This window comes from Geobacter sp. 60473 (genome assembly GCF_036323535.1).
Taxonomy (GTDB): domain Bacteria; phylum Desulfobacterota; class Desulfuromonadia; order Geobacterales; family Geobacteraceae; genus Geobacter; species Geobacter sulfurreducens.
In genome coordinates, this window is sequence record NZ_AP028967.1 from 3,751,005 (window position 1) to 3,777,450 (window position 26,446).

Genomic DNA, 26,446 nt, shown 5'->3' on the forward strand with positions numbered 1-26,446 from the left:
GGGGCAGGATTATCATAACTATAACCTCGCGCACTGAGGAAATTCCTCTGAAAGGAGACCCCAGGCCATGTGGACCACGATCTATATGCTTCGTCCGGTTACCCGCTGCAAGGAGGGTTGCCGACGCCGGCCCGTCGCCTGATGGCGGCGGGCGTTACGATGAGCCCCCTGTCGTTTGCGGCAGGGGGTTTTTTCATGTCAACGGTTGGTGTGTTCTGCCGTTTTTGATATATAATCCCCGTGCCATCTTTCCCCCATGAGGTGAGAATGAAAAAAGCAGCCATCATCGCGGCGGTTGTCATCGTAGCCGCAGCGGGAATCTATTTCGCCTTCGGCAAGCGTGAACCCGAAAGGACCTACAAGACCGCCAAAGTGGAACGGGGCGATGTCGTTGCCACCGTCTCCGCCACGGGCAACCTGAGCGCCGTCACCACCGTTCAGGTCGGGACCCAGGTCTCCGGCACCATCTATCGCCTGCTCGTGGACTACAATACCCCCGTGAAAAAGGGACAGATCATCGCTGAGATCGATCCGGCGCTGTTTCGGGCCGACGTGGAGCAGGCTAGGGGCAACCTTCTGAGCGCGCAGGCGAATCTCCTGAAGGCCCGGGCCACTGCCGCCGATGCCAAGCGGACCATGGAGCGCAACCGGCAACTGGTTAAGGAGGGAGTTGTCTCCCAGAGCGACCTCGACACCGCCGAAACCGGTGCCCAGGAGGCCGCCGCCGCCGTCAAGGCCGCTGAAGCCTCGGTCGTCCAGACCCGGGGCGCCCAGTCCCGGGCGGAAACCAACCTGAAGAACGCCACCATCCGGTCGCCGGTGGATGGTGTCGTCATATCCCGGGCCGTGGACGTGGGACAGACCGTGGCCGCCTCCTTCCAGACCCCGACCCTGTTCACCATCGCCCAGGATCTTACCCGGATGCAGATCGAGACCAGCGTGGACGAGGCCGATATCAGTCGCGTGCGGGTGGGGCAGCAGGTTACTTTCACTGTGGATGCCTATCCGGACGAGAAATTCAATGCCCGGGTGGCCCAGATCCGCAATGCCCCGGTCATCACCCAGAATGTGGTTACCTACGTGGTGGTCATCACCGTGGACAATCCCGAATTGAAGCTCAAGCCGGGGATGACTGCCAACGTGGCCGTTGAGGTGGGCAAAAAGGAAAAAGTGCTCAAAGTCCCCATGGCGGCACTGCGGTTCAAGCCCCGCGCGGACGGTGACGAGGGTGAGCGCCGTGCTCCGTCCGGTCCGGCAAAGGCGAAGCGGGAGGCGGGACAGCAGGTCTTCATCCTGTCGCCGGAGAAGAAGCCGGTGCCGGTGAAGGTGCAGACCGGTCTCGGCAACGACAGCCATGTGGAGATCGTCTCCGGAGCCTTGAAGGAGGGAGACGAGATAATCGTTCAGGAGACCACTCCCAGGGACAAACAGAAGAGCGGAGGCAGCGGCAGATCTCCCATGGGAATGCGGTTCTAGATGAGCGCGGTCGTCAGGCTCGATAACGTCACCAAGGTCTACACCATGGGGGACCAGCGGGTGGAGGCCCTGCGGGGCATATCCTTCTCGGTGGAGCAGGGGGAGTTCATCGCCATTATGGGGTCGTCCGGGAGCGGCAAGTCCACCTGCATGAACATGCTCGGCTGCCTGGACGTACCGACTTCTGGCACCTATCTGCTGGAGGGAGTGAACGTCGGCGAGCTTTCGCAGAATGAGCTGGCCGCCATTCGCAACCGCAAGCTCGGCTTTGTCTTCCAGGGGTTCAACCTCCTCCCCCGCACCACGGCACGGGAAAACGTCGAGCTTCCCCTCGTCTACGCTGGAGTTAACGCCGCACAACGGCGTGAGCGCGCGCTGGCGGCCCTGGCCATGGTGGGGCTTGCCGAACGTGCGGGTCACTACAGCAATCAGCTTTCCGGCGGTCAGCAGCAGCGGGTTGCCATTGCCCGGGCACTGGTGAACGCCCCGGCCCTGCTCCTGGCAGACGAGCCGACCGGCAACCTGGACAGCACCACCAGTGAAGAGATCATGCGGATTTTCGCGGAGCTCCACGGCAAAGGAATCACCATCCTCATGGTCACCCACGAGCCCGACATCGCTGCGTGGGCGTCCCGCTCCATAACCTTCCGCGATGGCCGGATCATTGCCGATACGACTGTGTCCGCGCCGGGGGAGGGCCAGTCATGAACCTCCTCATGAGCCTCCGGATCTCGTTGCGGGCCCTGCTCGCCAATAAGATGCGCTCATTTCTCACCATGCTCGGCATCATCATCGGCATCGCGGCCGTCATCATCATCGTGGCCATCGGCAGCGGCGCCCAGAAGGTGGTGTCCGACGTCATCGCCAGCATCGGCAGCAACATCATTCTGGTAATCCCCGGTTCCACCACCAGCGGGGGGCTTCGTATCGGCGCCGGTTCCGTCCCCTCCCTGACTTTGGACGATGCCCGAGCCATCAACACCGACCTTCCCTCGGTGCTGCGGGCCGCACCCACGGTCCGGGGTACCGCCCAAGTGGTGGCCGGCAACATGAACTGGTCGACCATGATCATGGGGGTTACGCCGGAGTTTCTGCAGGTGCGTGAGTGGCCGGTGGTGGCAGGGCGGGAACTTTCCCTATCGGATGTCGAGGGGGCCACAAAGAACTGCATTCTGGGCCAGACCGTTGCCGAAAACCTGTTCGGGGCTGAAGACCCTGTCGGCAAGACCGTTCGGGTCAAGCGGGTCCCCTTCACCGTGGTGGGCCTGCTGGAGCGCAAGGGGCAGTCTCCCCAGGGAAGCGACCAGGACGACATAATCCTGCTTCCCCTACGCACAGCCCAGCGTAAGATTCTCGGCTCCCAGTTCCCCAACACCGTGGGGGCGATCATGGTGCAGGCCAAGAGTCGTGAATTGATGGATCAGGCCGAAGAGGAGCTGACAACGCTTCTCGACCAACGTCACCGGATCGGTCCGGCCAAAGAGAGGGACTACACGGTGCGGAACCTGACCGAGATCCTGGCCGCCTCGGAGCAGTCCCAGAAGATGCTCACGATCCTTTTCGGGGCTGTGGCATCCATTTCGCTGATCGTGGGCGGCATCGGCATTATGAATATCATGCTGGTCTCGGTCACGGAGCGAACGCGGGAGATCGGCATCCGGATGGCCATCGGCGCCCGGCAGCGCGACATCCTCCTTCAGTTCCTGGCCGAGGCGGTGCTCCTGACCCTTCTGGGGGGAGTCATCGGCATGGCCATTGGCATCGGGGAGGCCACCCTGATCTCGCAGTTCTTTGGCTGGCCCACGATGATTTCATCAAAGGCAATCCTGCTCGCCTTCGCATTCTCCGGCGGAGTCGGGATATTTTTCGGATTCTATCCGGCACGCAAGGCTGCGGGACTAAATCCCATCGAGGCCCTGCGCTATGAATGAGTTGGGTTTTGCACGCTATGGGGAGGGGCTGTGAAGACGCTGCTGGTGTTTCTGGCCGTGACCCTGCTGAACGGGGCGTTTCTCTACCCGCTGTTCTATCTGGGGCTGGGGAGGGGGGTGTCGTGGTGGCTGGTGGCCGCCATGGCCGCCGTCGGTGCGTTCTGCATCTACCTGCTGGTGCGCTATCGCAAAAGTCTGTGACCCGCCGCTACTGGAAACCGTCGTCTGAGGGGAGCGCCAGTTCGGCCAAGGGGGCTCGGGGGCCGGCATCGGTTCCGTCACCCTGGGCGGTCGCCACGTGGTCTTCAACCCATCCCTCGATCCGCTCTGCAACCAGCACTTTCAGCTGTTCCTCCATCCGGTCCCGTGTTTTTTGTGTGTACCCGGGGATTTGGCGGACCTCGTAGTGGACATGGGGGCCGGTTGAGCGCCCGGTGCTGCCCGACAGGGCAATAGCCGTGGACGTGTCGACTTTTTGTCCTTCCTTGACGAGAAGTGTCGCGTTGTGCCCATACAGGGAAACGTAGCCGTTGCCGTGGTCCACTGCAACCAGATTGCCGTATCCCTTGTAGAGCCCCGCATGGAGGACCGTCCCCCGCTCGGTGGGATAGACCGGCGTGCCTTCGGGCACGGCGATGTCAACCCCGTGATGGTAGACCTGGCGGCCACTGCCGAAGGGGTCGATCCTCCAGCCGATGCCGGAGGTGACGGTGCCGCCGTCCACGGGCAAGCGGCGAGCCGCTGCGGCAGGCGAACTCCCCAGGCCCACGGCCAGGGAAAGTGACAAGAGTATAGAGAGGATGCGACTATTCACGGCGGTTTCTATCTGGTCAGCCCGAGAATGATGAGGCTGACGGACAATGCGGCGAGACCGAGCATGAAGGCCATGATCGGACGGTCTTCCTTGATTGCGCCACGGGTAAGCGTATGCAGAACGTCTTTGAACAGTGGCATGGCAGCACTCTCCGGTTGCGTGAGTCTAAACATATCAAAGCAACAAATATGCCATGGGTGCCGGGTCGAAATCAACCCTATCGCCACTTTTAACTTGTCATTTCAAGGCAAAATTGTCATAGTGGCCATACTTTGAAGACGGGCGTCACGCTCGTCTTTTGTTTTTTACCGGTCCGTGCGCAGCGGCCGTACCCTTCAGTCAGGAGTCGCGTTTCATGCAGGAGAGAATCAGAAACATCGCCATCATCGCCCACGTTGACCACGGCAAGACCACCCTCGTGGATGCCATGCTCAAGCACGCCGGAGTTTTCCGGGAAAACGAAGCCATCACCGAGCGGGTTATGGATTCCAACGACCTGGAGAAGGAGCGGGGCATCACCATCCTGGCAAAAAACCTGTCGGTCCACCACGGCCGCTACAAGATCAACATCGTCGATACTCCGGGCCACGCCGACTTCGGCGGCGAGGTGGAACGGGTACTCAAGATGGTCGATTCAGTGCTGCTTCTGGTCGATGCCCTGGACGGCCCCATGCCCCAGACCCGCTTCGTGCTCAAGAAGTCCCTCGACCTCGGTCTGAAGCCGATCGTGGTCATCAACAAGATCGACCGCCCTGGTTCACGCCCCGACGAGGTGGTGGACATGGTTTTCGACCTGTTTTGCGAGCTGAACGCCACCGACGAGCAACTCGACTTCCCCATCGTCTATACCAGTGCCAAACTCGGATTCGCCAAGCTCGACCTCAATTCCGACTCCAACAGTATGGAGCCCCTCTTCGCGGTAATCGAGAGTAACGTCCACCCGCCGGCCGGCGATTCGAAGGCCCCGTTCCAGCTACTCGTGACCAATATCGACTACAACGACTACATCGGCCGGATCGCCACCGGCAGGATATTCAACGGCCGGGTGAAGGCCGGCGAGACTGTGGCGCTCGTGCGGCGCGACGGGAGCATCGAGCGGGGACGCATCACCAAGCTGCTGGGATACGAGGGGCTCAAGCAGGTGGATATCCCCGAGGCGTGTACCGGCGACATCGTTACCGTGGCTGGTTTTGACGACGTGGGCATCGGCGAGACGCTGGCCGCTGCAGATAATCCGGTGGCGCTTCCTTATGTGTCGATCGACGAGCCGACCATTTCAATGAACTTCATTGTCAATTCCTCCCCCTTTGCCGGCCGTGAGGGGAAGTTCGTCACCTCCCGCAACATCCGGGAGCGCCTTGACCGGGAGTTGCGCACCAACGTGTCGCTACGGGTGGAGGATACGGCCAACGCGGACACGTTCAAGGTTTCCGGCCGGGGCGAGCTTCACCTGTCCATCCTCATCGAGAGCATGCGGCGCGAAGGATTCGAGATGGCGGTTTCCAAGCCGGAGGTCATCTTGCGGGTGATCGACGGCACGAAGATGGAACCGATGGAGTACTTGGTGGTGGACGTTCCCTCCGAGTTCCAGGGTGCCATCATCGAGAAGATGGGACCCCGCAAGGGGGAGATGACCTCCCTGCAGCCCATGGGCGAGACAGTGCGGCTGGAGTTTGTGGTGCCGGCCCGGGGGCTCATCGGCCTGCGGGGAGAACTCCTCACCGAGACGCGGGGCACTGCGGTCATGACCCACACCTTCCACGACTATGCCCCTTACAAGGGTGATATCCCGGGGCGCAAGAACGGCGTCCTCATTGCCATGGAGCTCGGCGAAACCACTGCCTATGCCCTCGACGCACTCCAGCCCCGGGGAATCCTCTTCATCGGTCCCGGTGTGGAAGTCTACGGTGGGATGATCATCGGCCAGCACGCCAAGGACAACGATCTGGACGTGAACCCCTGCAAGGGAAAGAAACTTACCAATGTCCGTGCCTCCGGTTCGGACGACGCCATTAAGCTCACCCCTCCGCGCATCCTTACCCTGGAGCAGGCCCTGGAGTTCATTGACGACGACGAACTGGTAGAAGTGACCCCGCAGTCCATCAGGCTCAGAAAGAAAGAACTCGACCCGAACAAGCGGAAACGGAAGTGACGGGAGACGCTTCACCGGTGTGTAAAGTTCCCCAGGCTCCGGCCTGGGGAACTTTGCTTGACTTTGCCGGGTGATTTTTCTACTTTCATCAGTGATATCCGACGGAAGGTGAGACCATGAACGTGTCCAGGCTCCGCCCCCTCTACCCGACCCTGCTCATCCCGCTGCTCTTTGTGGCCGGCTGCGGGCTTTTCGCCTCCTCAACGGCTCCGGTGAGCCGCAGCCCCGAGTCCATGGCCCGGGAGGCAGAGGAGTTTCAGAGTTCCCGTCGATTCGAGGACGCCATAGCCCAGTGGCGCAAGGTGAAGGAAAGTTACATTTCTCCTGATCTGATCACCCTGGCCGAGATCAAGATCGCCGACGCCCAGTTCGATAGCGGCAACTACATCGAAGCTGCCGCATCCTACGAAGAGTTCCGCAAGCTTCATCCCAACCACGAGAAGTCGGCTTATGCCCTTTACCGTCAAGGCCTGAGCTATTTCAACCAGATCCACGGATTCGACACCGACCAGACCCCCGTATCCAACACGGTAACCATTTTCGAGTCGTTTTTGCGCCTCTATCCCCAGTCCGAGTATGCGGAAGAGGTGCGCAACAAGCTTGAAGCGGCACGCCAGAACCAGGTCCAGTACGAGATTTACGTGGGACAGTTCTATTACCGTACCGAAAAGTACACCTCCGCCATCAAGCGGCTGGAGGATGCCCTCAAGCGCTATCCCCGTTCTCCGCTCCACGACGAGACCCTCTACTACCTGGGCAAGGCCTATATCAAAGCCGGTGACAAAGCCGGCGGACGTGAGGCGTTCCAGCGGCTTTTCAATGAGTTCCGCACGAGCAAGTACGTTGACGAGGCCCGCTCGTTCCTGGACAAGAACTTCTGACATGAGACGCTTGCCGGCGCTGCTGCTCCTGCTTTCCCTGACCGGCTGCGGCGGAGACCGGCGCGCCGTGGAAGAGGTCCTGCGGCTTCGGGAGGAGGCTCTCAGCCGGGGTGACGCTGCCCTTTATGCATCTCTTCTTGCGCCCGCGTACCGGCAGGCGCGGCCCGACCTGGAGCAGAACCTGCTGATCTCCGGCCCGGTCGGCTACCGCTCGCTGGATCGCCGAATCCGCCTGGATGGAACCACTGCCGAGGTCGCCGGACGCTACGTGATGAAGGCGAACGTCAAGGGTCGGGTTCTGGAGTTGACGGGACAGGAAACCATCGTTCTGCACCGGGAGAAGGACGGCTGGAAGATTGCCGGCGGGTTGTGAGTGCATTCCCCGTCTCGTTGGACACCCATTCATGACGACCATCCTTGCCATAGCCGTTTTCGGCGCCGTCGGCTGTGTTGCCCGCTATCTCCTGGCGGGCGGGGTGTACGCCCTGGCCGGCAGGGCGTTTCCCTGGGGGACATTGGCGGTCAACGTCATAGGAGCATTCCTCATCGGCCTGATCATGGAAGCCGCTCTCCGGACCACCGTGCTGTCCCAGGAGCTGCGCCTGGGGCTCACCATCGGTTTTCTCGGCGGATTCACCACCTTTTCCACCTTCAGTTATGAGACGTTCAAGCTCTTGGAAGATGGAGAGTTTTTCTCTGCCTCGCTTAATGTCCTGGCCAGCGTGGTCCTCTGCCTCGTCGGTACGTGGGCCGGGATAATGGCGGCGCGGCAGCTGTAGGGAGGCGTCATGACGAGATTCGTCGGCGAAAAGATACTCATGCGGATATTCATCGGCGAAGGAGATCGCTGGGGATCCCGCCCTCTTCACGAGGCGCTTCTGGAGCTGCTCAGGCGTGAAGGATGCGCCGGCGCCACAGTGCTGCGGGGGGTGGCCGGCTTCGGGGCATCGAGTGTCTGTCATACGGCCAGACTCCTGGATCTTTCCGCCGACCTTCCCATGGTGGTGGAAGTGGTTGACGATCAGGAGCGGCTCGATGCTCTGATGCCCAAGATAGACGACATGATGACGGGCGGTATGATCACTATGGAGAAGGCTACGGTTATCCGCTACACGCCGGCAGGAAAGGGGGCAGCCGCAACGCCATGAAGTCCGATCCGAAACGTCTTGCCGCCGAAATGGCGCTCATTGTCGTCGTGGCCGCCATCATCGGCATAACCTGGAATTACCGGCTTCTGGCAGATGTCTTTCAGGGGCGCGCCGTGGGGGCGGGGACATCTGACCCTCCCCCGGCGGCGACCGTTGCAACGGCACCAATCCCTCTCCCTCTGGGCCTCATGCAGGTGAAGGAGCTCTTTGACCGCAACGAGGCCCTCATCATCGACGCCAGGGATAGCGACTCTTATGGCGCCGGACATATCAGGGGCGCTGTCCTGCTCCCCCTTGGCGAGGCTGACCAACTTATCCCGCCACTGGCGGCCAACACCCCCAAGGATCGCCTTCTGATTGTCTACTGCAACGGATACGACTGTCACGACAGCCGCGCCTTGGGAGAGAAACTCATCCGGGCGGGCTTTGGCCAGGTTTTCGTCTTTGAGGGAGGGTTCCCCGAATGGCGAGACGCTGGCTATCCGATAACCACGGGAGGTGCGTGATGGATGCGGTGAAACGTCACCTCACAGCCCTGCTGCGGGTCACTCTCGGCGCGGTCTTTCTCTACGCTGCTGTCATCAAGATAGCCAATCCTCCCGCCTTTGCCGGCAACGTGGCCGCCTACCAACTGCTCCCGTATGCCGGCAACTACCTGGTAGCAGCCATCCTGCCATGGATTGAGGCAATCTGTGGTCTGTTGCTCGTCACGGGCTGGAGAGCCCGCAGCGCCGCAGCCCTCGTGGCGGTCATGAATATCCTGTTTATCGTTCTGCTCATTTCCACCCTGGCCCGGGGGCTTGACATCGACTGCGGCTGCTTCCGCCAGGGAGGAGAGAAAACCTCCGCCTGGACGGCCATTTTTCGCGATATTATGTTGCTTGTTTCGGCCGTTTTCGTCTTTCGCAAAACAAAACAATGAACAGTCCATCATATTGCCGCATCCCGAAAATTGATGTAGGATGCGTACGGTTCATAAACAGCTGGAGACCCGCGTGCTGAACGAGCTCATTCTTACCGCCGTCGCCTACATTGTCGGATCGATTCCCACGGGACTGCTCCTGGCCCGTGCCTCCGGCGTCGACATCCGCGCCACCGGCAGCGGAAACATCGGTGCCACCAATGTCTACCGCACCCTAGGCCGTACCGTCGGCATCGCCACCCTGCTGGGGGACTGTCTTAAGGGCCTTGTGCCGGTTCTCGTGGCCCGCAAGCTCGGTTTTGCCGATCCCTGGGTGGCCGCCGTCGGACTTGCCGCCTTTCTCGGCCATGTGTACACCATTTTTCTCGGCTTCAAGGGAGGGAAGGGGGTCGCCACGGCTCTGGGGGTCTTTCTCGGCGTTTCACCTCTGTCCGTCCTCGGGGCGCTCGCCCTCTTCATCGGTATTGTCGCCGCAACCCGCTACATCTCGCTTGGATCCATTACAGCTGCTGCCGCCATGCCTTTTCTGGTTGCCGCCGTGGAACGGCGCCCTCTCCTTGTGGGGATGACTCTTGTCATCGCGGTCATCGTCATCGTCAAGCACCGGGAGAACATCCGCCGGCTGCGCGAGGGAACCGAGAACCGTTTCAAGGCATGAAAGTATCCGTCAACCTCCGCGACAGACGCCTCCTTGTGGTGGCGGCCCTGATCATCGCCAGTATCCTTGCCCCGTTGGTCAGTTATGGGCTCTTCCTCGCCGTGCCAGCCGGCAACGGTAACATCGTCCGGATTCTCTCCTTCGACAAGGGGGCTACCCCTCGGCGCATTGCCGGTGAGCTTGAGGCGGCCGGACTGATCACCAGTGCCCGGCTGTTTGTGCTCCATGCCCGTCTGCAGGGAGAGGCCGAGCGGCTTAAGGCCGGCGAATACCAATTCTCCGATGCCATGAATCCTGCAGAAATTCTCCGCAAGCTGGTGGCTGGCGAGGTCTATGCTCAACCTTTCGCCGTTCCCGAAGGATATTCCATGTACCAGGTTGCGGAATTGCTGGAAGGTAAAGGAATGTTCTCGCGGGAACGCTTCCTGGCTGCCGCAACCGATCCGTCGTTTCTGGCCGAACTCGGCATCCAGAGCAGCAGTGTCGAGGGCTACCTCTACCCGAGCACCTATGCCGTTTCCCGATCCATGGACGAAAAGGATCTGATTCGGGTCATGGTATCCCAGTTCGACAAGATCTATGCGGCCGGATTCGCAGAGAAGGCGCGTCGCCGGGGGATATCGCGGCATCGAGTGGTGACCCTTGCCTCAATGATTGAAAAGGAGGCTGTTTCTCCGGCGGAACGCCCTCTGATCTCCTCGGTTTTCCACAATCGCTTGGCCAAGGGCATGCGCCTCCAGAGCGACCCCACTGCGGTCTATGGTGTGCGAGCCTTTGGCGGGAACGTGACCCGTCAAGATATCCTGCGGAATACCTCGCACAATACCTACCGCATCGCCGGACTTCCGCCCGGTCCCATCGGCAATCCGGGACGCGACGCTCTGGCTGCTGCTCTCAATCCGGCCGCCACCGGCTATCTCTATTTCGTGGCCCGTAAGGACGGTACGCACCATTTTTCAGCCTCGCTGGAGGAGCACAACGCAGCAGTCCGGCGATACTTGAAAGATCCCGCCAAATGAAAAAAGCCCCGCCGTTGAGCGGGGCTTTTTGTTTTGAATACGATGGTTAGCCCGGAGTCAGGCTTTTTCTGCCGTGACGGGAACAACTCCGCCGTCACGGGACAGAAGGGCGTTCACGTTCATGCCGCGGAAATGGCTGGGTGCGAAAAGCAGCCCCGGTTGAACCCGCGGCGTTATCTTCGCCGTTCCTTCAACCTTCACCGTCCCGGCACTCAGCCGTACCTTGCCTCCTTCGGCAATGCCGAGCTTTGCCGCATCGTTCGGATGAATCTCGATATATCCCTCGGGGATAATTTCCAGATTGTTTTTAGACCATGTGGTGGTCGTTCCGCTGTGATAGAGGATGGTGCCGACCAGAAGGGTCGTTGGTGATCCGGCAACCGCCTTGGCGGATACCGGCGCCAGGGCCAGGCCGCCCGAACGTGGCTGCGCGGCAATGGTGCCACCGGTCCGGCCAACAGATGCATAAGCGGGGACGAGCGCCGCAACTTCGTCGAGCACGGCTGCGGGTGAATGTACGCGGCTTTCACCCGTCAGGCGATTGTACAGTTCGGTAAGGATGTCCCAGTCCTCACGGGCGTCGCCCGGCGGAGCAACCGCCTTGGCAAGGGGTTGTACTCTGCCGTCAATGGTCGTGAATGTTCCGTTTTTCTCAGCGGCTACGGAGGAAGGGAAGACCACGTGGGCCAGTTTTGCGGCCTCTCCGGGGAATGGGTCCTGCACAATGAGGAGTTCCAACTTCTCCAGGGCCTTACGTATCCGCTCTCCTTCCGGAAACGATGCCACCGGGTCGCAGCCGAGGAGGTAGAGGGCCTTGACGCTTCCCTGCTCGATGCCTTCAATGATTTGCCAGAGGTCCTTGCCGGCAGCGGCAGGAAGTTTTTTGCCCCACGCTTTCTCGAAGGTGGTGCCGTCTGTCTGATGACCGGGGAAGTGGTCGGGAGCAACCCCCATATCGAGAAGACCGCGGATGTTGGTCTTCTCATACACCGGGAAAAGCCCGCCGGTATCGCCTGCAGTGGCGCCAAGAATCAGTGCGAGGTTGATAAGAGCCTTCACCGCGTCGGTATTGCCGCCACGCATGAGTTCGGCGCCGAAGATGACGGCAACTCCCTTTTTGCCTCCGACAAGCCGCGCTGCTGCGCGCAGATCCGCTTCTGTGACGCCGGTCGCCGCGGCGGCATCGGCAATCGAGACTCCTGCCAGGGCCGCGGTCAGGTCGGAAAGATTGCTGATGTTCGCGCTGCAGAACTCCTTGTTTTCCAGGCCTTCTTCGAGAACAGCTTTGGTCAGGGCATTGATGAGAAGAGTTTCGTTTCCCGGCCGGTATTTAAGATGGCTGTTGGCGAACTTCTTGAGCTTAATGTCGCGCATGGCGGCAAGAACCAGCTTTGCATTGTTCTTTGTTGCTGCTTTGATGACCCGGTACTCCATGCCGGTCGCCTCGGCGTTCAGGTCGCAGCCGACAACGAGAACTGCGGTAGCTCGGTCAATGGCATCAATGGTAGTGCTGGCACCGGCGATGCCAAGCATTTCCCTCAGGACCTTCTGAGTCGCAGCAAAGCCGAGGCGCGCCTCCGAATCGATGTTGCCGGTGCCGATCGCCGAACGCATGAGCTTCTGGAAAAGGTAGTTATCTTCGTTGGTGACCCGGGGAGAACCGAATCCCGCGACGGCGTCGGCGCCATGGCTGGCCACGATCTGCTTGAGCGCTGTTGCTGCAGTTCCCATAGCCGTATTCCAATCGGCTTTCTGGCCTTTCACCATCGGCTCGGCAAGGCGATCCGGGGAATTGATGTAGCTGTAGCCGAAGCGGCCATTGATGCAGAGGTTGCCGCTGTTGTAGGTCGAGTCGTCGCTGGTTACGCGTTCCACCCGACCGTTACGGCTGTGGTATTCGATCTGGCAGCCGGCAGCGCAGAAGGGACACACGCTCGGTGTTGTCGTGAAGGCCCAGGGGCGGCCGCGGAATTTGAACGGCTTGCTGATAAGAGTGCCGGTGGGGCAGGCGGCCACGCAGTTGCCGCAGAATTCGCAGTTGAGAGGGTTGCCGTCCACCGTATCGATAATGGTGGCTTCACCCCTGTTGACTACCCTGATGGCGTTGCAGCCGACAATTTCATGGTCGACCTTGACGCATTTCTCGCAGAGGATGCAACGGTTAGGATCGCTCTCGATCAGGGGCCAGTCGTAACGGATTTTGCGACGCTCAAGCACGGCGCCGTATTCCTGCTTTGCAGCGCCGAGGCCGTAGCAGGCATTCTGGAGATCGCATTCACCGCCCGCATCACAGACGGGACAGTCGAGGGGATGGTTCACCAGCATCAGTTCCATGATCTTCTGGCGAATCCTCGATAGCTTCTCCGACTGGGTTGTTACCTTGATCCCGTCTTTGACCGGCGTGTTGCAGGCCGTCATGGGGCGATCGACCCCTTCGATCTCAACCGCGCAGACGCGGCAGGCACCGGTAGGCGACACCTTCTTGAGCCAGCAGAGGGTCGGTATCGTGATCCCGAGGAGCGCCGCCGCATCGAGGATCGTGGTCTCCTTCGCTACTGTGATGTCCTTCCCGTCGATTGTAAGACTGACCATATCCGTTTCACCCCTGGATAAGAGGCTCCCGGCCGGGAACGCACCGACGCCCGGGATCGTTGCCGATACCCGGGCCGCCGTGGCCCCGGCCGTGGGCCGAAGTGGCATGCTGAATGTGATGGACTAAATGGCGGCCATGGCGACCCGGTAGCACCGGAGGCAGCGCTCTGCTTCCTCCACTGCCTGGGTGTCGACAAAGCCGAGTTCCACTTCCTGATAGTTGCCCTTGCTCGCCCGCTCCTGGCCGTGGACCTCTGCTTGGTGGGCCCGCTCCCGGGAGTCGAGCCAGGGAACCTTTTCGTTCTTGTCGTAGACCGGCATGTTCGTGAGGATGTCCTCCATGAGTTCGTCCTCGGTTAGGTATGCCTTTCCTTCTTCAAGCCAGCGCTGAATCACCCGCGCGGCCCGATGTGCATTCCCGATGCAGGCGACGACGGTCAGTGGGCCGATTTCGGCATCGCCGCCCGCGAAAACGCCCTCAAGATCAGTGATGAGTATCCGCGCAAGAGGGTTGCCCATGCCGTCTTTCAGATCCTTGCCCGCCGCATCCTTGAGAGGAACGTACTTGGTGACGACGGTGTTCCATTTGGTGATGTCGATTCCCAGGTTGTCGGGGATGAAGGAGAGATCGGGATCCTGGCCAATGGCCGGGATGACCGTGTCACACTCGACCACGAACTCGCTGCCGGGAACCGGTTCGGGCCGGCGCCTCCCCGAGGCGTCAGGCTCACCAAGGGCCATCCGGACGCATTCCACGCCGGTCACTTGCTCATTTTCGTCAACAATAATGCGCGTGGGGAGGACCTGGAACTCAAATCGCACCCCCTCTTCATCGGCGCCGTCCACTTCCCATACGTCGGCAGGCATTTCCTTGCGCGAACGGCGGTAGAGGAGCGTGGACTCTTCCGCTCCTTCCCGGAGAGCTACCCGTACGCAGTCGATGGCAGTGTTGCCGCCGCCAACCACGACCACCTTTTTCCCCATGCCGGTCGGACGTCCCATGTAGGCTTCCCGGAGAAAGTCGATACCGCCCTTCAGGAAGCCCTTGTAGCCCTTGTCTTCTCCCTCGACGCCCATGGGCTTGGAGCGGTGGGCACCCGGTGCCAGGAAGACGGCGTCGAATTTCTGCTTGAGCTCTTCAAGGGAGATGTCTTTGCCGATGCGGGTGTCATAGATGATATCCACGCCCATGGAGGCAATGATGTCGATATCCCGCTGGAGCAGGTGCCGCGGTTGGCGGTAGGGGGGGATGCCGACGGCGATCATGCCGCCACCGTATCCTTCGGGCAGGGCCTCGTAGATGGTGCAGGGATATCCTTCAAGGGCCAGGTAGTAGGCGCAGGCGAGACCTGCCGGACCGGCACCGACAATGGCGACTTTCTTGTTCTTGCGCGGCTTGGGTTGCATGGGGGGGGCTGCGTTGTGCATCCACTCGTAGTCGGAGGCGGAACGCTTGAGCACCATGATGTTGACCGAGTCGTCCACATTCTTGCGACGGCAGTGGGTCTCGCATGGGTGCGGGCACACGCGGCCACAGACCGACGGCAGCGGCATGTTTTCGCGGATGATGTCCAGCGACTCATCGAACCGGTATTCCTTGATTGCTTCGATGTAGGCGGGAATGTCGATATGGGCCGGACAGCGGTCCATGCAGGGGGCAGTGTACTTGTCGATGAACCGGTGGGCGCTGGCGGGCTTGCGGATGCCGGTGGTATAGGCGAGAAAATCTTCCCGGAAATGTTTCACGGCATCGAGAACCGGGATCGTTGAGCTTTGGCAGAGGGTGCACTTACAGTTGGTGAGCAGGTCCGCCAGGTCGTCGATGGTGTCGAGGTCGGCCTCAGTGGCCCGCCCCTCGATGATGGCCGCCAGAACGTCGGCAAGAACCTTGGTCCCTTTTTTGCCGGGGGTGCACTTGCCGCAGCAGTACTGGGTCTGCACGCGCTTCATATATTCGGCTGCCATTGCCGGCACGTCAACCTTCAGATCGTAAAGAATGATCCCATCCCACCCCATGAGCGCGGCAATCTGCCGCTCGCCATCGAGGGTGGTCGGAAGGCGGAAGCTCACGTCCTGGGCTTCTCCCCCCTTGCGGTTATCGACGATCGTTCTTCCCCAGCTGGAAAAAACCACCTGTGCCACGTACGCCTCCGTTCAGACCTTCGCAGAGATGGTCAGCGATGCTTAACTTTTTGAATTTACAAAACAAATATTGATTTGCAAAGTGTATACAGTATGCACTATCTAACACAACATTCTTCGATAAATCAAGGGAAAAAATAATTAAAAAGCTGTTCCCGGGCGGGATTGTCATTTGCTATAGTTTTGCTGCCAGAGCCTCAGCGGTGCTGTGGGGATCGTTACGGCGGTACGGAGCCCGGCAGTGCCGGGCCGGGAAGGGAGGGCTATATGTACCGGGAGGCGTTCGCATCGCTGTTCGGAATTAATATGGGCGTGACGGCTGGAGAACGTATTCTTGTTTTCAGCGACAGGACAAGACCCGACGAAGCGCTTTCGGCTGAAGATGCCGCCCGCCGGCAGCGACTTCTGGCCGTTGCGGAAGAAGCCGGCCGATATGCCGATACCTCATATGGTAACGCCTTTTTTGTCTCGTTCCCCGCCACCGCCGCGTCGGGTGCCGAGCCGCCTGAAGTCCTCTGGCGTGCCGCCTTTGGCGATGCCGCAGTGAATGCCCTGGCGGCAGAGGGGGTTCTTGAGCGCCTGCTGGCAAAGGAGGCGACCCCGGAGGACCTGGAGCAGGCTCGTCGGGTCGTGTTGTCCAACCGCCATGCCGCCGCGCAGGTGGTGGTCGCTCTCTCCAACAACTCCACGAGTCATACGCGGTTCCGTCACCTGGTCAATGCGGTTGGTGGCCGCTTTGCCAGTCTTCCCCATTTCGACCCTGAAATGTTCTTTTCCTCAATGCGGGTTGATTGGCATCAGTTGGCCGAACGGACCCGCCGGGTAGCTGATGCGGTTAGCGGAGCGACCGCACTGCGTGTGGAAACCCCGAACGGTACGCGTATGAGTTTCAGCAAGGAGGGACGGGTTGCCAAGGGGGACGATGGACTTCTTTCCGCAGCGGGGAGTTTTGGCAACCTACCGGCGGGAGAGGTTTACCTTGCCCCGCTGGAAGGGACGAGCGAAGGAGTCATGGTGCTCGAATGGGGGGCGACGCGCCGGCTCGACTCTCCGGTCGAACTGGTGGTCAGGGCCGGTACTGTCGTGGACGTACGAGGCGACGAACCCCTGCGGGCAGTGCTGGAGCGGAAATTCGCCGAGAGCGATCTGAACCGGAACATCGCTGAGCTGGGCATCGGGACCAATGACCGGGCCACCCGGCCGGACAATGTCCTCGAAGCCGAGAAAATCCTCGGCACCATTCATATTGCCCTGGGTGACAATTCCGGCTTCGGCGGCACGGTGCAGACACCGTTCCACGAAGACTATGTTTTTTACCGTCCCACCCTTGTCCTTGTCTCGGAAACCGGCGTTGAAACCGTCCTGCTGCGCAACGGCAGTCTCTTGCTCTGATTATTCAAGAGTTTTTGTCTCAAGAATCGGCTGATTCTGTCGATATGTATACGTAAGAAGGTGTCTATTACCCCTCGAGGTGGTGTGCTATGGCCGGGGAGATAGAAGGCGCAAAAGTCGGTCTTGCCTTTCGGCTTGACAGTGGAGGGTGCAAGCTCAGTGTGAGCTTTGTGCCGACCGATGAAAAACCGCCCATCAACCTCACCTGGATCAAGCAGGCTCTGGCCGCAGCGGGGTTTGCCGATCTCTATCTCTATGAACACGCCCTGGTGGAGTTGCTGAAGCGTTACAACGCCGCCACCCAGCCGTTCACCTTTGACCTGGGCGAGCGTCGCAACGGTTCTTTCACCATCACCTGTACCCCTGATAACCTGGAAGCCCGTCTGACGATCATTCCCGCGTACGGCGGCAATACGGTCGCTGCGGAGCAGGTCAGGCAGGCACTGAAGGAAAAGGGGGTCGTCTTCGGTGTTGACGAAGAGACCATCAATCGGGCAGTTGCCGACGGCGCGGCCTCTGATCTCCTGGTGGCGAGGGGAATACCGCCCCAGTCGGGCACCGATGGTGAACTGGTGAGCTTTGTTCCCGAAATACGCGACCGCCAGCCTCAACTCCTCGATAATGACAGGGTCGACTACCGGAACCTGGGGCAGATTCTCAGCGTACGTGCCGGCGATCCACTCATGCGTCGCATTCCGCCCGTTGAGGGTGTTGCGGGGACCAGTATAACGGGGAAAGCCATTTCCCCCCCGCCTGTACGGGATGCGGCCTTTGCCCCGAATCTTTCTGGTACCGCCTTTGATGCGGACGATCCCAACCTCCTCGTGGCCGCCGTGGCCGGTCAACCCATCCTGGTTGCCAACGGAATCGTCGTCGAACAGGTTCTCCGGCTGAAGCTCGTTGATCTGTCCGTCGGTAATCTGGATTTTAACGGAACCATTGATATTGCCGGAGACGTAGTTGCTGGAATGACCGTCAAAGCCAGCGGTGACATCATCATTGGCGGAGTGGTGGAGGCATCCAGGATTGAAGCCGGCGGGAATATTGAGGTCCGTGGCGGCGTTATCGGCCAGGGTGATTCCCGCCCCTCGACTGCGGAAGCGGGGAGGGATGCGGTGCGGATAAAGGCCGGTGGGTGCGTCGCTGCCCAGTTTGTCGAGAATGCCTTCGTCGAGGCGGGCGACAGTATCCAGGTGCAGGAGTTTTGCATGCAGAGCGAACTGGTGGCGGGCAACCAGATTGTCGTGGGGCATGACGGGGGGAGCAAGGGGCATGTCATCGGCGGCAGCTGCCAGGCTGTCAATCTGGTCCGGGCGGTAACCCTCGGTTCGCACGCCGGCGTGCACACGGCCGTGAGCGTTGGGGTCGACCCCCATGTCCGGGAACGCTTTTCCACGGTGCGCCTCAAACTTCAGGAAAAAGAGCGGGAAATGGACGAGCTCACAAAGAAGCTCGAGTACTACGCATCGCTGCCGTCGGCTCCGCCGGAACAGGTTGCGCTTACCCGCGAGGCCAGGGACAAGCTTCAGTCGGTCATTTCGGAACTCACGGGGGAAAAGAAGCGTCTCCAGAAGCGCCTGGAACAGGTGGCCAGCGCCCAGGTCGTTGTTGAGCGAGAGGTCCTGATCGGGGTCGCGATATCCATCGGCGCGAAGGTGTTCCAGGTTGACGAGGATCTGGGCCCAACGGTCTTCCGCATCGAAGAAGGAGCCATTGTCGCTTCTTCCTGAGGCAAGCGGTGCATTGCGGCTTTCGCCGTTCTCCCTCTGATTGCCGTTGACACCGGCAACCGACTGTGAAATGGTTCCTGACCAGGGAGGCTTGGATAAGCCATGAACATAGTCGGACTTACCGGTGGGATCGCTTCGGGGAAGAGTACGGTGTCGCGGATTCTTGAGCGGCTCGGAGCGGTGGTGATTGATGCGGATCAGTTGGCCCGCGAGGCGGTCATGCCGGGTACGTCCGCCCATCGGTCCATCGTGGCGGCCTTCGGCGAGGGGATTCTGCTGCCTGACGGTTCCATTGACCGGAAGGCTCTCGGCAGCATCATCTTTGCCGACTCCTCTGCCCGGAAACGGCTGGAGGCGATAACGCACCCGGCCATCAGGGAGCTTGCCGAGCTGCGTCTTGCCGAGCTGCGCCGGTCCGGCGTGCCGGTTGCCGTGTACATGGCTGCGCTCCTGATCGAAGCAGGCGCAACCGATCGGGTTGACGAGGTCTGGGTAGTGTATGTGGACCGGGAAACGCAGGTCCGGCGGGTGATGGCTCGGGATGGTCTGAGTCGTTTGGAGGCCGAGCAGCGGCTGGCCGCCCAGATGCCCATGGAGGAGAAGGCTGCGAGAGGCCAGGTGGTTGTCGACAACAACGGCACACCTGAAGAGTTGGAACGACGGGTCGAGGAGATCTGGGCGAAACGATTCCCATGAGAAAAGCCCCCGGTAGACGGGGGCTTTTCAGTTACCGATGGAAGCCGAGCTTCATGGAGATCTCGTCGGCAGCCTTTTTGACAAGCGGGATCAACTCGTTGTCCAGACGCTCGTCGGTAAAGCGCATGGAAGGTCCCGAAAGGCTCACCGCACCGATGATCCGTCGGGTGTAATCGCGGATCGGTGCGCCGACACAGCGCACGCCGATATCGAGCTCTTCGTTGTCCACCGCATATCCCTGCTCAACCACCTCCCTGAGGTGTTTTCTGAGGACTTCCCGGTCAGTGATGGTGTTGGGGGTGAAAGGCTTCAGTTCACGCTGGGGGAAGAAGCTGTCCAGTTCCTCGTCATTCATCCAGGCGATCTGGACTTTGCCGGCCGCCGTGCAGTACGCGGGGAGGCGGGAGCCGACCCGGGGAACGACCCGCACCGTCAGATCAGTTTCCACTACGTCCAGATACACGATGCTCTGATCTTTGAGAATGGCGACGTAGGCGGTTTCGTTGCACTGGTTGACGAGCCATTCGAGTACTGGCCGCGACTGGCGCAGCAGGCCCATCTGCCGGATGAAGGTCTGGCCCAGTTCAAGCGTCTTGAGACCGAGCCTGTAATTCTCCGTAACCTTGTTTTGCTCGATATATCCCCTCGACTCCAGGGTTGCCAGGAGCCGGAACACATTGTTCTTGTGCAGTTTCAGGCGTTTTGACAGTTCGGTCACGCCCAGCTCGTCCACATCGTCGTGGAACTGTTCCAGGAGATCGAGGGCGTGATCGACTGCCTGGATGATGTATTCGGATTTGTCCTTCTTCGCCATCTCAATCCCTCTTCTCATGAAAAGATGAACGTATCAACTTAAGTCGGAAACGTACGGAAGTCAAGACAATCAATCCGGTCACGTCAGCCGACTCTTCACGCGAAAGGCTGAACTCAATGAAAAATAATCTCAGAAACGATAGAATATTGTTTTATAATTGTCAAGGTGGAATATTTTTTCTATAGTCGGATCACTGTCTGATCACAGCAATCATGCGGGTTCCTGTAGGCAAGTCAGCAGTGGGCGATTGTTTTTTCCCGGCACCGCCGCTTCGTTGAACAGTCCCAGCTTGTTTTATTTTCAGGAGGAGACAATGCTCCATCTGCGCAAGAAGATTCTCGTGGCCATCGACGGTTCTCCCCTGTCGGACAAGGCGGCCGAGGAGGCTGTCAGGATGGCGGCGGGCAATCCCAGCCAGTTTAAAAGCAAGATTTACGCCATGCTGGTCCTGCCCAACGTGCCGCGTAGCACGTTCACCGACTTCGTTCCTCCCCCGCCCATCACGGAAACGCCCGAATGGGAAGAGCTTCGGCAGCGGGTGTTCTATGTGATAGAAAAGAACGCGCGGGAGGCGGACATCCCCCTTGAGATCCGGGTGGTGTACGGCGAACCGGCGGAAGAACTCGTTAAATTTGCTGACAAGGAGCAGATCGACGTGATCGTGCTCGGCAGTTCGGGCAAGGGATTCCTGAAGCGGCAGCTGTTGGGCAGCGTCTCCCACAAGGTGGTAAAGACCGCCTCCTGCTCGGTCTATATTGTCAAGGGGTAGGGGGGGCTTCCGGCGAAAATCCGTACGGGCGGCCCGCATTTCGCCGCTCCTCCGGTCGCCGGGACCGTGCGGCCGACAATCCGTTCTTGCCCGGCCGTTCATGGTGCTTGTTTTAGTTTGGCAGGATCAGACGGGGGGGATGTTTCCCGGCGAAGGTACTGGAGGATTTCCCTGAGGCTCTCCACGATGATCCGCTCATCCCGGGGGAATTCCTCCGGTGAGAGCTCAAGGGTGAGCGTATCGGAGTAGTCGGCACTCCTGAGGTGGTTGAGGAAGCGGGTGAGCGGAAGGATGCCGTGGCCGGGGATCAGGTGCTCCCGACCGTGGCCGTAGTCGGAGAAGTGGATGTTCCTGATGCGGCCCGAATTGTAGCAGTGGTAGAAGTCATTGATGAAGTTGGCCTTGCCCGATCCCATGTGGGTGGTGTCGAAGGTCATGTAGAGATTGCGCTCCTGGACGAATTCGATCAGTTTCTCGGTGCTTGAGAGGATGTGAGGGTTCACCCGGAAGCGGGTTCCCACCCACGGCATGTTCTCCAGGGTCACGATGACTGTTTCCCGCCCTACCTCTTTCTGGAAGTCCATTACCCGGTAGAGCCATCGCCAGAAGCCGATCTCGAATCCCATCCACGAGGGGGGATGAAAGTTGACGAGCGGTATTCCCGCGCCCGCCGCCAGTTCCACGCAGCGCGCCAGGGAGTCGACGGGGCCGCCCCACCCGTCAAGGGGCATGAATGGTGCGTGGATGGAGTTGATGGGGAGGATTTCGGCCAGTTCTTCAATGAGCTTGCGACAGTTGACCTTCTGAAAGTCCTGGTTGATGATGAGTTCGACGCCGTCGAATCCCGCTTCCCGGGCGATCCGCATGACTTTCCCCAAGGGAAAGGTGAAGAGCGTGCCGGTGGAAAGAGAGATCCGCATCGTGTCTATCCCTGCCCGGTAATGGTGGTGTAGACCAGCCGCTGGAGTGTCCCCACCGCGTCGATGCCTGCCTTGAGCTCATCTTCCTCCTGCTCGGTCAGTCCCGCCGTATCCACGTAAATGCCGGAAGCCTCACCGCCCATGGCAGCGCGCTTCCGGCCGAAGCAGTGGCAGGCGCGCAGCAGCCGCTCGGCCAGCTCCACGTCCATGTGCCCCTTGCGGAGCAGCGCCCGGATGCGCTCGATGGTGCCCGTTTCCGGTATCTCAGCGTGGACCGCCAGGACCCTGACGTTGGCCACCAGGGGGGAGATGCCGTAGTAGCCCAGGTTGAACATTCCCCGCGACTCACCGATCCGCTCCGTCCTGAATCTGCCGAAAAAGTCGAATCCCGAGGGCATCATGGATATGTGCCGTGCCGTCTCCCGGAACTGGTCCCTGTGAAAGGCGAGCATGGACCGGACCAGGTTGTTCATGCCCTCGGCCAGGGCGGAGTCGCCGGCTACGCAGCGCAGATCGGTGAGCCCGATAAGCCATCCCAGGTCGCCGTCCCCTTCCGTAACCCGGCTGGTGATCCGTTTGCGCCAATCGGTCATGCTTCCCCGCCATGCTGCGCCGACCGGAGTGACTCCGCCGGGGCTGGCAAGGCCCAATCGTTCCAGGATGCCGGCAGCCCGCCCGGCCAGCCCCACGAAGAACGATGTCTCTTCGGACGCGTCCCCGTCGTGGATGACGGCAAAGTCCGCTGCTCCCGAAAGGCCCGCTTCGCCGCGCCCCAGCGCACCCAGGGCGAGCCATGCCCAGCCGACGGCCGGAGCTGTCGGACCGTGTTCGTCCATCCAGCGGCAAGCGAGCTGCAGGGCCCCCCGTGTCAGGTAATCCGTCATGGTGGTGCAGAGGATGTCGAAGGCCGGCACTGAGCCGCGTTGGCGAAAGTACTCGGCTGCCTTTTCCGCCAGTTGTCGCTGGAGTTCGATGAGGCTGTTCACGTCGGTGGCGGTTTCAGTTTCTGCCAGCAGGCGGGGAAAGGCTAGGTTGAAGGCATCCTCGAAGGCGAGCTCCATGTCGAGGGTCTCGGTCACACCCTTGAGCAAACGGCATTCGTCGCCTGGGGGGAGGTTCTTGAGTCTGGCGAAGAGGTCGCGGCGTATCCCGTCCAGGAATTCTGCTGTTCCCCGGCGGCTAAGGACATCGTCATTTTTTACCGCGAGAAAGAGCGGCATGGCGTCTCCTTGTTTCGTGCGTCAGTCCATGTGGCCGTGAACCTGCTCGGCCAGGAAGCGACGTACCGCTTCTGGGGGCGGCGGCGTGAGCAGCGACACGACAATCATGACGCCTATCACCAGCGGTGCGCCGATCAGGGCCGATGAGGTGAGGGGGAAGACCTTCGCCACCGCCGGCACCAGGCCGCCGAACAGGGGGGTGGAGAAGGTGATGAGGACGCCGGTCAGCATTCCGGCGATGACACCGTGACGGTTGGCGCGACTCCACCAGATTCCCAGGAGAAAGGCGGGGAAGATCGTGTTGCCGGCCAGGGCGAAGGCGACGGCCGTGATCTCGGCGATGAGCCCCGGCGGGTTCAGTGCGATGACCAGGACGATCGCCGCAAGGACCACCACCGCACCCTTGGCCAGGGCCATCTTGGACCCCTCAGAGGCACGGGGGTTGATGAGACGGTAATAGATATCGTGAGAAAGGGATGCCGCGCCGGTGATGAGCAGTCCCGCCACGGTGAAAAAGGCGGCGCTCATGGCGCCGGCGGCCAGGATGCCGATCATCCAGGAGGGAAGTCCTCCCATGACCGCGGTCTTGATCACGATGATGTCGGCCATCTTGCCGGCGGCCACCGGCGGGGGGACCATGCCGGAGCGGGCCTCCAGCAACCGGGCGAAGACGGCGTAAGCGGGAGCCGACCAGTAGATGAGGGCGATGAAGAAAAGGCCCCAGACCAGGCTCCACCGGGCGTCGCGAATGTTCGGGACCACGTAGAAGCGCGACAGGACGTGGGGAAGACCTGCGGTGCCAACCATGAGGGTGAAGCAGAGGGCCACCCACTGGAAGAGGCCGGCCGAGGCGAAGGGGGCTGCGAAGTTGATGCCGAACTCGCGCTTGAGGTCCTGGATGGCAACGCCGTAGCCGAACTGGGGGAGCACCCAGAAGTAGCCGAGCTTATGAGCCAGGGCCATGAGAGGGAGGATGAACGAGACGATGAGCAGAGTGTACTGGAGCTGCTGGTTGCGGGCCACCCCCAGCATTCCCGAAAGGATCACGTATCCCACTGCCACGGTGGCACCCAGGATGACTCCGGTCCGGTAGTCGGTGGCGAAGAGCCAGCCGAAGAGCATGCCGATTCCTTTGAACTGAGCCGTGCAGTAGATCACCGAAATGGTAATGGAAATGGCCGCCGAGATGAGGCGCGCGCCCGGCGACGCATACCGGTCGCCCACGAAGTCCGGGGCCGTGTACTTGCCGAAGCGGCGAATCTGGCCGGCCATGAGGACCAGCAGCAGCACGTAGCCGCCGGTCCAGCCTATGACGTACGCAAGGGCGTAGTAGCCCTGGAGGTAGAGAAGGCCGCCCATGCCCAGGAAGCTGGCCGCGCTCATCCAGTTGCTGGCAATGGCGGCACCCCCGCCGATCCGGCCGATGTAGCGCCCGCCGAAGCCGTAGTCTCCCGCCTCCCGCGCCCGTGCCCGCAGCCCGGTAATGATGAAGGTGGCCAGGGCAGCCGTCACGATAAGGAGGGGGACGAGATTCGCGTCAGTCATGGCTGCGGTCCCTCCTGCGGCTGTGCTGCTCGGTGTGCCGGTCTATGTAGATGTTGAAGAGGACGCAAAGAATGATGAACCAGAGGGGAAGAAACTGGCCCGTGAACCAGAAGTGCCAGGGAAATGACAGAAAGGTGAGACTCGTGAGAATCCCTTCGCCGTCGGGCGACTGGGCCAGGAGCGCCAGTAGGCCCTGGAAGCCGAAGTTGGCCACGGCCCATCCCACCAGCACGGCGGCGATGATGGCCACCTCGCCGGTCATGTAGCCTTTTCTCGGACGGAAGAAGTTTACGTCGCAAAGTTTTTGCGGATCGTTCATGGGCTGTGCCCTCCCGGGCGCGGGCTGTAGCCGGCCACGCGCATCACAATGCATTGTATCATTAATAGGTCTCCTGTCAGGCGCCGTTTCCCGGGCGCTTCATGACCTCCCGCAGCACTGCCGTGGCATAGCTTCCCCGGGGCAGCGAGAACCGGAGCACCAGGTCTTCCTCCTCGCAGGATAGCTCGGGTCCCTCCAGGGGAACTCTCAGGGGGCGACGCTCCCCCTCCATCCGCAGCCCGCCGGCCAGGTTGAAGGCTGCCGGCGTGAGTCCCGCCGCATCGAGAATGCTTTTTTCCAGGGCCGCCGGTTCACCCTCGGGTGTGGTCATGCGACAGCCGAAGAGTGGACCGGTGGGAGAAATCTCCAGACGTTCCGCCCGGGGTGCCTCGGCCCGCGCATCGGTGACCAGGAAGCAGGCACCGTTGTCATGCTTCCAGGCCAGGTCCCCCTCCATCACGTGGTCGATGGTCTGGAGCCGGGTCTCCAGAACCCGGTCGAAGAGGGCCGACTGGCAGGCCGAGAGGTAGAGTTTCTTGAGCCGGGGGTGGACCCCGTGGAAGGCGCGCTCAAAGTCGTCCGGGCGCTTTGCCAGGCGCTGGAGCACGTCCCGCTCGGTTCGGCAATGTCCGGGAAAGAGACCGAGACTCCCGGCCAGGTCGCCCTGTCGGTAGGCCTCGATGGCGGCCCGCCACCGTTCGCCCTCCACCTTTGCCGGGTCGCCCATCAGGAGATCCACGGCTCCGCGCCAGTCGCCGGCCAGCATGGCCCGGCCCACTAGATGGCTGTTTCCCTGGATGCCGTAGCGCTGCTCGCCGAAGCGGTTGGGGACCCCGCGCCGGGCGAGAACGTCGAGGATGGCGCGTGCCCGGTCGGCCGCGTCGGGGACCGTCTCCCGGAGCCGGAGCCGGAAGCGGTTGCCGGCCAAGTGGCCCAAGCGCAGCTTGTTCCGATGCCGTTCCGCGGACAGGATTCGGATGCCCGGTATGTCGAGCCCCATTACCTCTGCCGGTGTCACCCGCGGCAGAGAAACCGTCTGCCGGGTTATCCCCCTGGCGTCCTTCATGCCGGCATAGCCCGTGTCCCGCTCGGGGGCGCCCGTGGCGCGGCAGAGGCGCCTGATGGCCTCCAGAGTGGTGATACCCCGCTTTTCGATCACTGCGTAGGTGTGCTCACCCTCCCCGCAGGGGAGGTAGAGGGGGATCTCCTCAACCAGGAAATCCTCGGGCGTCTCCTTGAAGAGGCCGCCCGTGCCGGGAAGCTCTGCCGTCAGGTAGCGGCTGTCGTGCTCATCGCGCGCCACGCG

Annotated in this window: 27 protein-coding genes; 17 read left to right on the forward strand and 10 right to left on the reverse strand. The window is 61.1% G+C overall.

Annotated features, from left to right (window positions below):
- Positions 1–267 precede the first annotated feature (267 nt).
- From AABA48_RS17180 to AABA48_RS17195, 4 genes are read left to right on the forward strand one after another with little or no spacing between them, the layout of a single operon-like run.
- On the forward strand, positions 268–1,476 hold the full coding sequence (locus tag AABA48_RS17180) for an efflux RND transporter periplasmic adaptor subunit (RefSeq protein WP_286351522.1): 1,209 nt from the start codon (positions 268–270) through the stop codon (positions 1,474–1,476).
- Positions 1,477–2,184: an ABC transporter ATP-binding protein gene (locus AABA48_RS17185; RefSeq protein ID WP_338270746.1), complete on the forward strand. Its 708-nt coding sequence runs from the start codon at positions 1,477–1,479 to the stop codon at positions 2,182–2,184. It abuts the gene before it with no gap.
- Positions 2,181–3,407, forward strand: coding sequence for an ABC transporter permease (locus AABA48_RS17190; protein ID WP_338270748.1), 1,227 nt, complete (start codon positions 2,181–2,183; stop codon positions 3,405–3,407). The genes AABA48_RS17185 and AABA48_RS17190 overlap by 4 nt, the downstream gene beginning before the upstream one ends.
- Positions 3,408–3,437: 30 nt before the next feature.
- Entirely contained in the window at positions 3,438–3,608 is a 171-nt protein-coding gene (locus AABA48_RS17195) for a hypothetical protein (protein WP_254278332.1), read from the forward strand.
- A gap of 7 nt (positions 3,609–3,615) precedes the next feature.
- On the opposite strand, the gene AABA48_RS17200 is transcribed toward AABA48_RS17195, so the two are convergent.
- The gene (locus AABA48_RS17200) at positions 3,616–4,221 is read right to left on the reverse strand and encodes a M23 family metallopeptidase (protein WP_286351525.1); all 606 of its coding nucleotides are present in this window, start codon (positions 4,219–4,221) and stop codon (positions 3,616–3,618) included.
- An 8-nt stretch (positions 4,222–4,229) separates the two neighbouring features.
- Positions 4,230–4,361, reverse strand: a complete 132-nt coding sequence (locus tag AABA48_RS17205; RefSeq protein ID WP_269461455.1) for a hypothetical protein — start codon at positions 4,359–4,361, stop codon at positions 4,230–4,232.
- 215 nt (positions 4,362–4,576) lie between these two features.
- On the opposite strand from AABA48_RS17205, the gene typA reads away from it, so the two are divergent.
- The 9 genes from typA (at position 4,577) to mltG (ending at position 11,001) form a co-directional block, all read left to right on the forward strand.
- Positions 4,577–6,373: a translational GTPase TypA gene (gene typA, locus AABA48_RS17210; RefSeq protein WP_254278333.1), complete on the forward strand. Its 1,797-nt coding sequence runs from the start codon at positions 4,577–4,579 to the stop codon at positions 6,371–6,373.
- Positions 6,374–6,489: 116 nt separating this feature from the next.
- On the forward strand, positions 6,490–7,254 hold the full coding sequence (locus AABA48_RS17215; RefSeq protein WP_286351526.1) for an outer membrane protein assembly factor BamD: 765 nt from the start codon (positions 6,490–6,492) through the stop codon (positions 7,252–7,254).
- Position 7,255: 1 nt separating this feature from the next.
- Positions 7,256–7,627 carry a YybH family protein gene (locus AABA48_RS17220; RefSeq protein ID WP_254278335.1) on the forward strand — a complete coding sequence of 124 codons (372 nt, stop codon included), beginning with the start codon at positions 7,256–7,258 and terminating at the stop codon, positions 7,625–7,627.
- Positions 7,628–7,658: 31 nt separating this feature from the next.
- Complete coding sequence (gene crcB, locus AABA48_RS17225) at positions 7,659–8,033, forward strand: fluoride efflux transporter CrcB (protein ID WP_286351527.1); 375 nt, start codon at positions 7,659–7,661, stop codon at positions 8,031–8,033.
- A 9-nt stretch (positions 8,034–8,042) separates the two neighbouring features.
- On the forward strand, positions 8,043–8,402 hold the full coding sequence (locus AABA48_RS17230; RefSeq protein WP_254278337.1) for a DUF190 domain-containing protein: 360 nt from the start codon (positions 8,043–8,045) through the stop codon (positions 8,400–8,402).
- Positions 8,399–8,908, forward strand: a complete 510-nt coding sequence (locus AABA48_RS17235; RefSeq protein ID WP_286351528.1) for a rhodanese-like domain-containing protein — start codon at positions 8,399–8,401, stop codon at positions 8,906–8,908. The genes AABA48_RS17230 and AABA48_RS17235 overlap by 4 nt, the downstream gene beginning before the upstream one ends.
- A complete protein-coding gene (locus AABA48_RS17240; protein ID WP_286351529.1) occupies positions 8,908–9,324 on the forward strand; it encodes a MauE/DoxX family redox-associated membrane protein in 417 nt (138 codons plus the stop codon). Before AABA48_RS17235 ends, AABA48_RS17240 begins: the two co-directional genes overlap by 1 nt.
- Positions 9,325–9,397: 73 nt before the next feature.
- Positions 9,398–9,982 (forward strand): glycerol-3-phosphate 1-O-acyltransferase PlsY, encoded by a 585-nt coding sequence (gene plsY / locus AABA48_RS17245; protein ID WP_286351530.1) that lies wholly within the window; start codon positions 9,398–9,400, stop codon positions 9,980–9,982.
- Entirely contained in the window at positions 9,979–11,001 is a 1,023-nt protein-coding gene (gene mltG, locus AABA48_RS17250; RefSeq protein ID WP_286351531.1) for an endolytic transglycosylase MltG, read from the forward strand. The genes plsY and mltG overlap by 4 nt, the downstream gene beginning before the upstream one ends.
- Before the next feature lie 57 nt (positions 11,002–11,058).
- Here the strand turns inward: mltG and AABA48_RS17255 are convergent, their stop codons facing one another.
- Positions 11,059–13,593 (reverse strand): molybdopterin-dependent oxidoreductase, encoded by a 2,535-nt coding sequence (locus AABA48_RS17255; RefSeq protein ID WP_286351532.1) that lies wholly within the window; start codon positions 13,591–13,593, stop codon positions 11,059–11,061.
- 123 nt (positions 13,594–13,716) lie between these two features.
- Positions 13,717–15,735: an FAD-dependent oxidoreductase gene (locus AABA48_RS17260; protein ID WP_286351533.1), complete on the reverse strand. Its 2,019-nt coding sequence runs from the start codon at positions 15,733–15,735 to the stop codon at positions 13,717–13,719.
- Between the two features lie 267 nt (positions 15,736–16,002).
- Between AABA48_RS17260 and AABA48_RS17265 the strand changes: the two genes are divergently transcribed.
- The 3 genes from AABA48_RS17265 to coaE all read left to right on the forward strand — a co-directional run bounded on the left by AABA48_RS17265 (position 16,003) and on the right by coaE (position 19,553).
- Positions 16,003–17,127: an aminopeptidase gene (locus AABA48_RS17265; protein WP_324309517.1), complete on the forward strand. Its 1,125-nt coding sequence runs from the start codon at positions 16,003–16,005 to the stop codon at positions 17,125–17,127.
- A gap of 89 nt (positions 17,128–17,216) precedes the next feature.
- Complete coding sequence (locus AABA48_RS17270; RefSeq protein WP_338270750.1) at positions 17,217–18,857, forward strand: FapA family protein; 1,641 nt, start codon at positions 17,217–17,219, stop codon at positions 18,855–18,857.
- Positions 18,858–18,959: 102 nt separating this feature from the next.
- Positions 18,960–19,553, forward strand: coding sequence for a dephospho-CoA kinase (coaE, locus tag AABA48_RS17275; protein ID WP_286351536.1), 594 nt, complete (start codon positions 18,960–18,962; stop codon positions 19,551–19,553).
- 31 nt (positions 19,554–19,584) lie between these two features.
- Here coaE and AABA48_RS17280 read toward each other — a convergent pair whose 3' ends face one another.
- Positions 19,585–20,367, reverse strand: coding sequence for an IclR family transcriptional regulator (locus AABA48_RS17280; RefSeq protein WP_286351537.1), 783 nt, complete (start codon positions 20,365–20,367; stop codon positions 19,585–19,587).
- A 313-nt stretch (positions 20,368–20,680) separates the two neighbouring features.
- Between AABA48_RS17280 and AABA48_RS17285 the strand changes: the two genes are divergently transcribed.
- Positions 20,681–21,136 (forward strand): universal stress protein, encoded by a 456-nt coding sequence (locus tag AABA48_RS17285; RefSeq protein ID WP_286351538.1) that lies wholly within the window; start codon positions 20,681–20,683, stop codon positions 21,134–21,136.
- A gap of 98 nt (positions 21,137–21,234) precedes the next feature.
- Here AABA48_RS17285 and AABA48_RS17290 read toward each other — a convergent pair whose 3' ends face one another.
- From AABA48_RS17290 to truD, 5 genes are all read right to left on the reverse strand, one after another.
- The gene (locus tag AABA48_RS17290) at positions 21,235–22,056 is read right to left on the reverse strand and encodes a sugar phosphate isomerase/epimerase family protein (RefSeq protein ID WP_286351539.1); all 822 of its coding nucleotides are present in this window, start codon (positions 22,054–22,056) and stop codon (positions 21,235–21,237) included.
- A gap of 5 nt (positions 22,057–22,061) precedes the next feature.
- On the reverse strand, positions 22,062–23,276 hold the full coding sequence (locus AABA48_RS17295; protein ID WP_338270751.1) for a putative nucleotidyltransferase substrate binding domain-containing protein: 1,215 nt from the start codon (positions 23,274–23,276) through the stop codon (positions 22,062–22,064).
- Positions 23,277–23,297: 21 nt separating this feature from the next.
- Positions 23,298–24,821 (reverse strand): VC_2705 family sodium/solute symporter, encoded by a 1,524-nt coding sequence (locus AABA48_RS17300; RefSeq protein WP_286351541.1) that lies wholly within the window; start codon positions 24,819–24,821, stop codon positions 23,298–23,300.
- On the reverse strand, positions 24,814–25,140 hold the full coding sequence (locus AABA48_RS17305) for a DUF4212 domain-containing protein (RefSeq protein ID WP_286351542.1): 327 nt from the start codon (positions 25,138–25,140) through the stop codon (positions 24,814–24,816). The genes AABA48_RS17300 and AABA48_RS17305 overlap by 8 nt, the downstream gene beginning before the upstream one ends.
- Positions 25,141–25,216: 76 nt before the next feature.
- Positions 25,217–26,443: a tRNA pseudouridine(13) synthase TruD gene (gene truD, locus AABA48_RS17310; RefSeq protein WP_286351543.1), complete on the reverse strand. Its 1,227-nt coding sequence runs from the start codon at positions 26,441–26,443 to the stop codon at positions 25,217–25,219.
- Between the last annotated feature and the right edge of the window lie 3 nt (positions 26,444–26,446).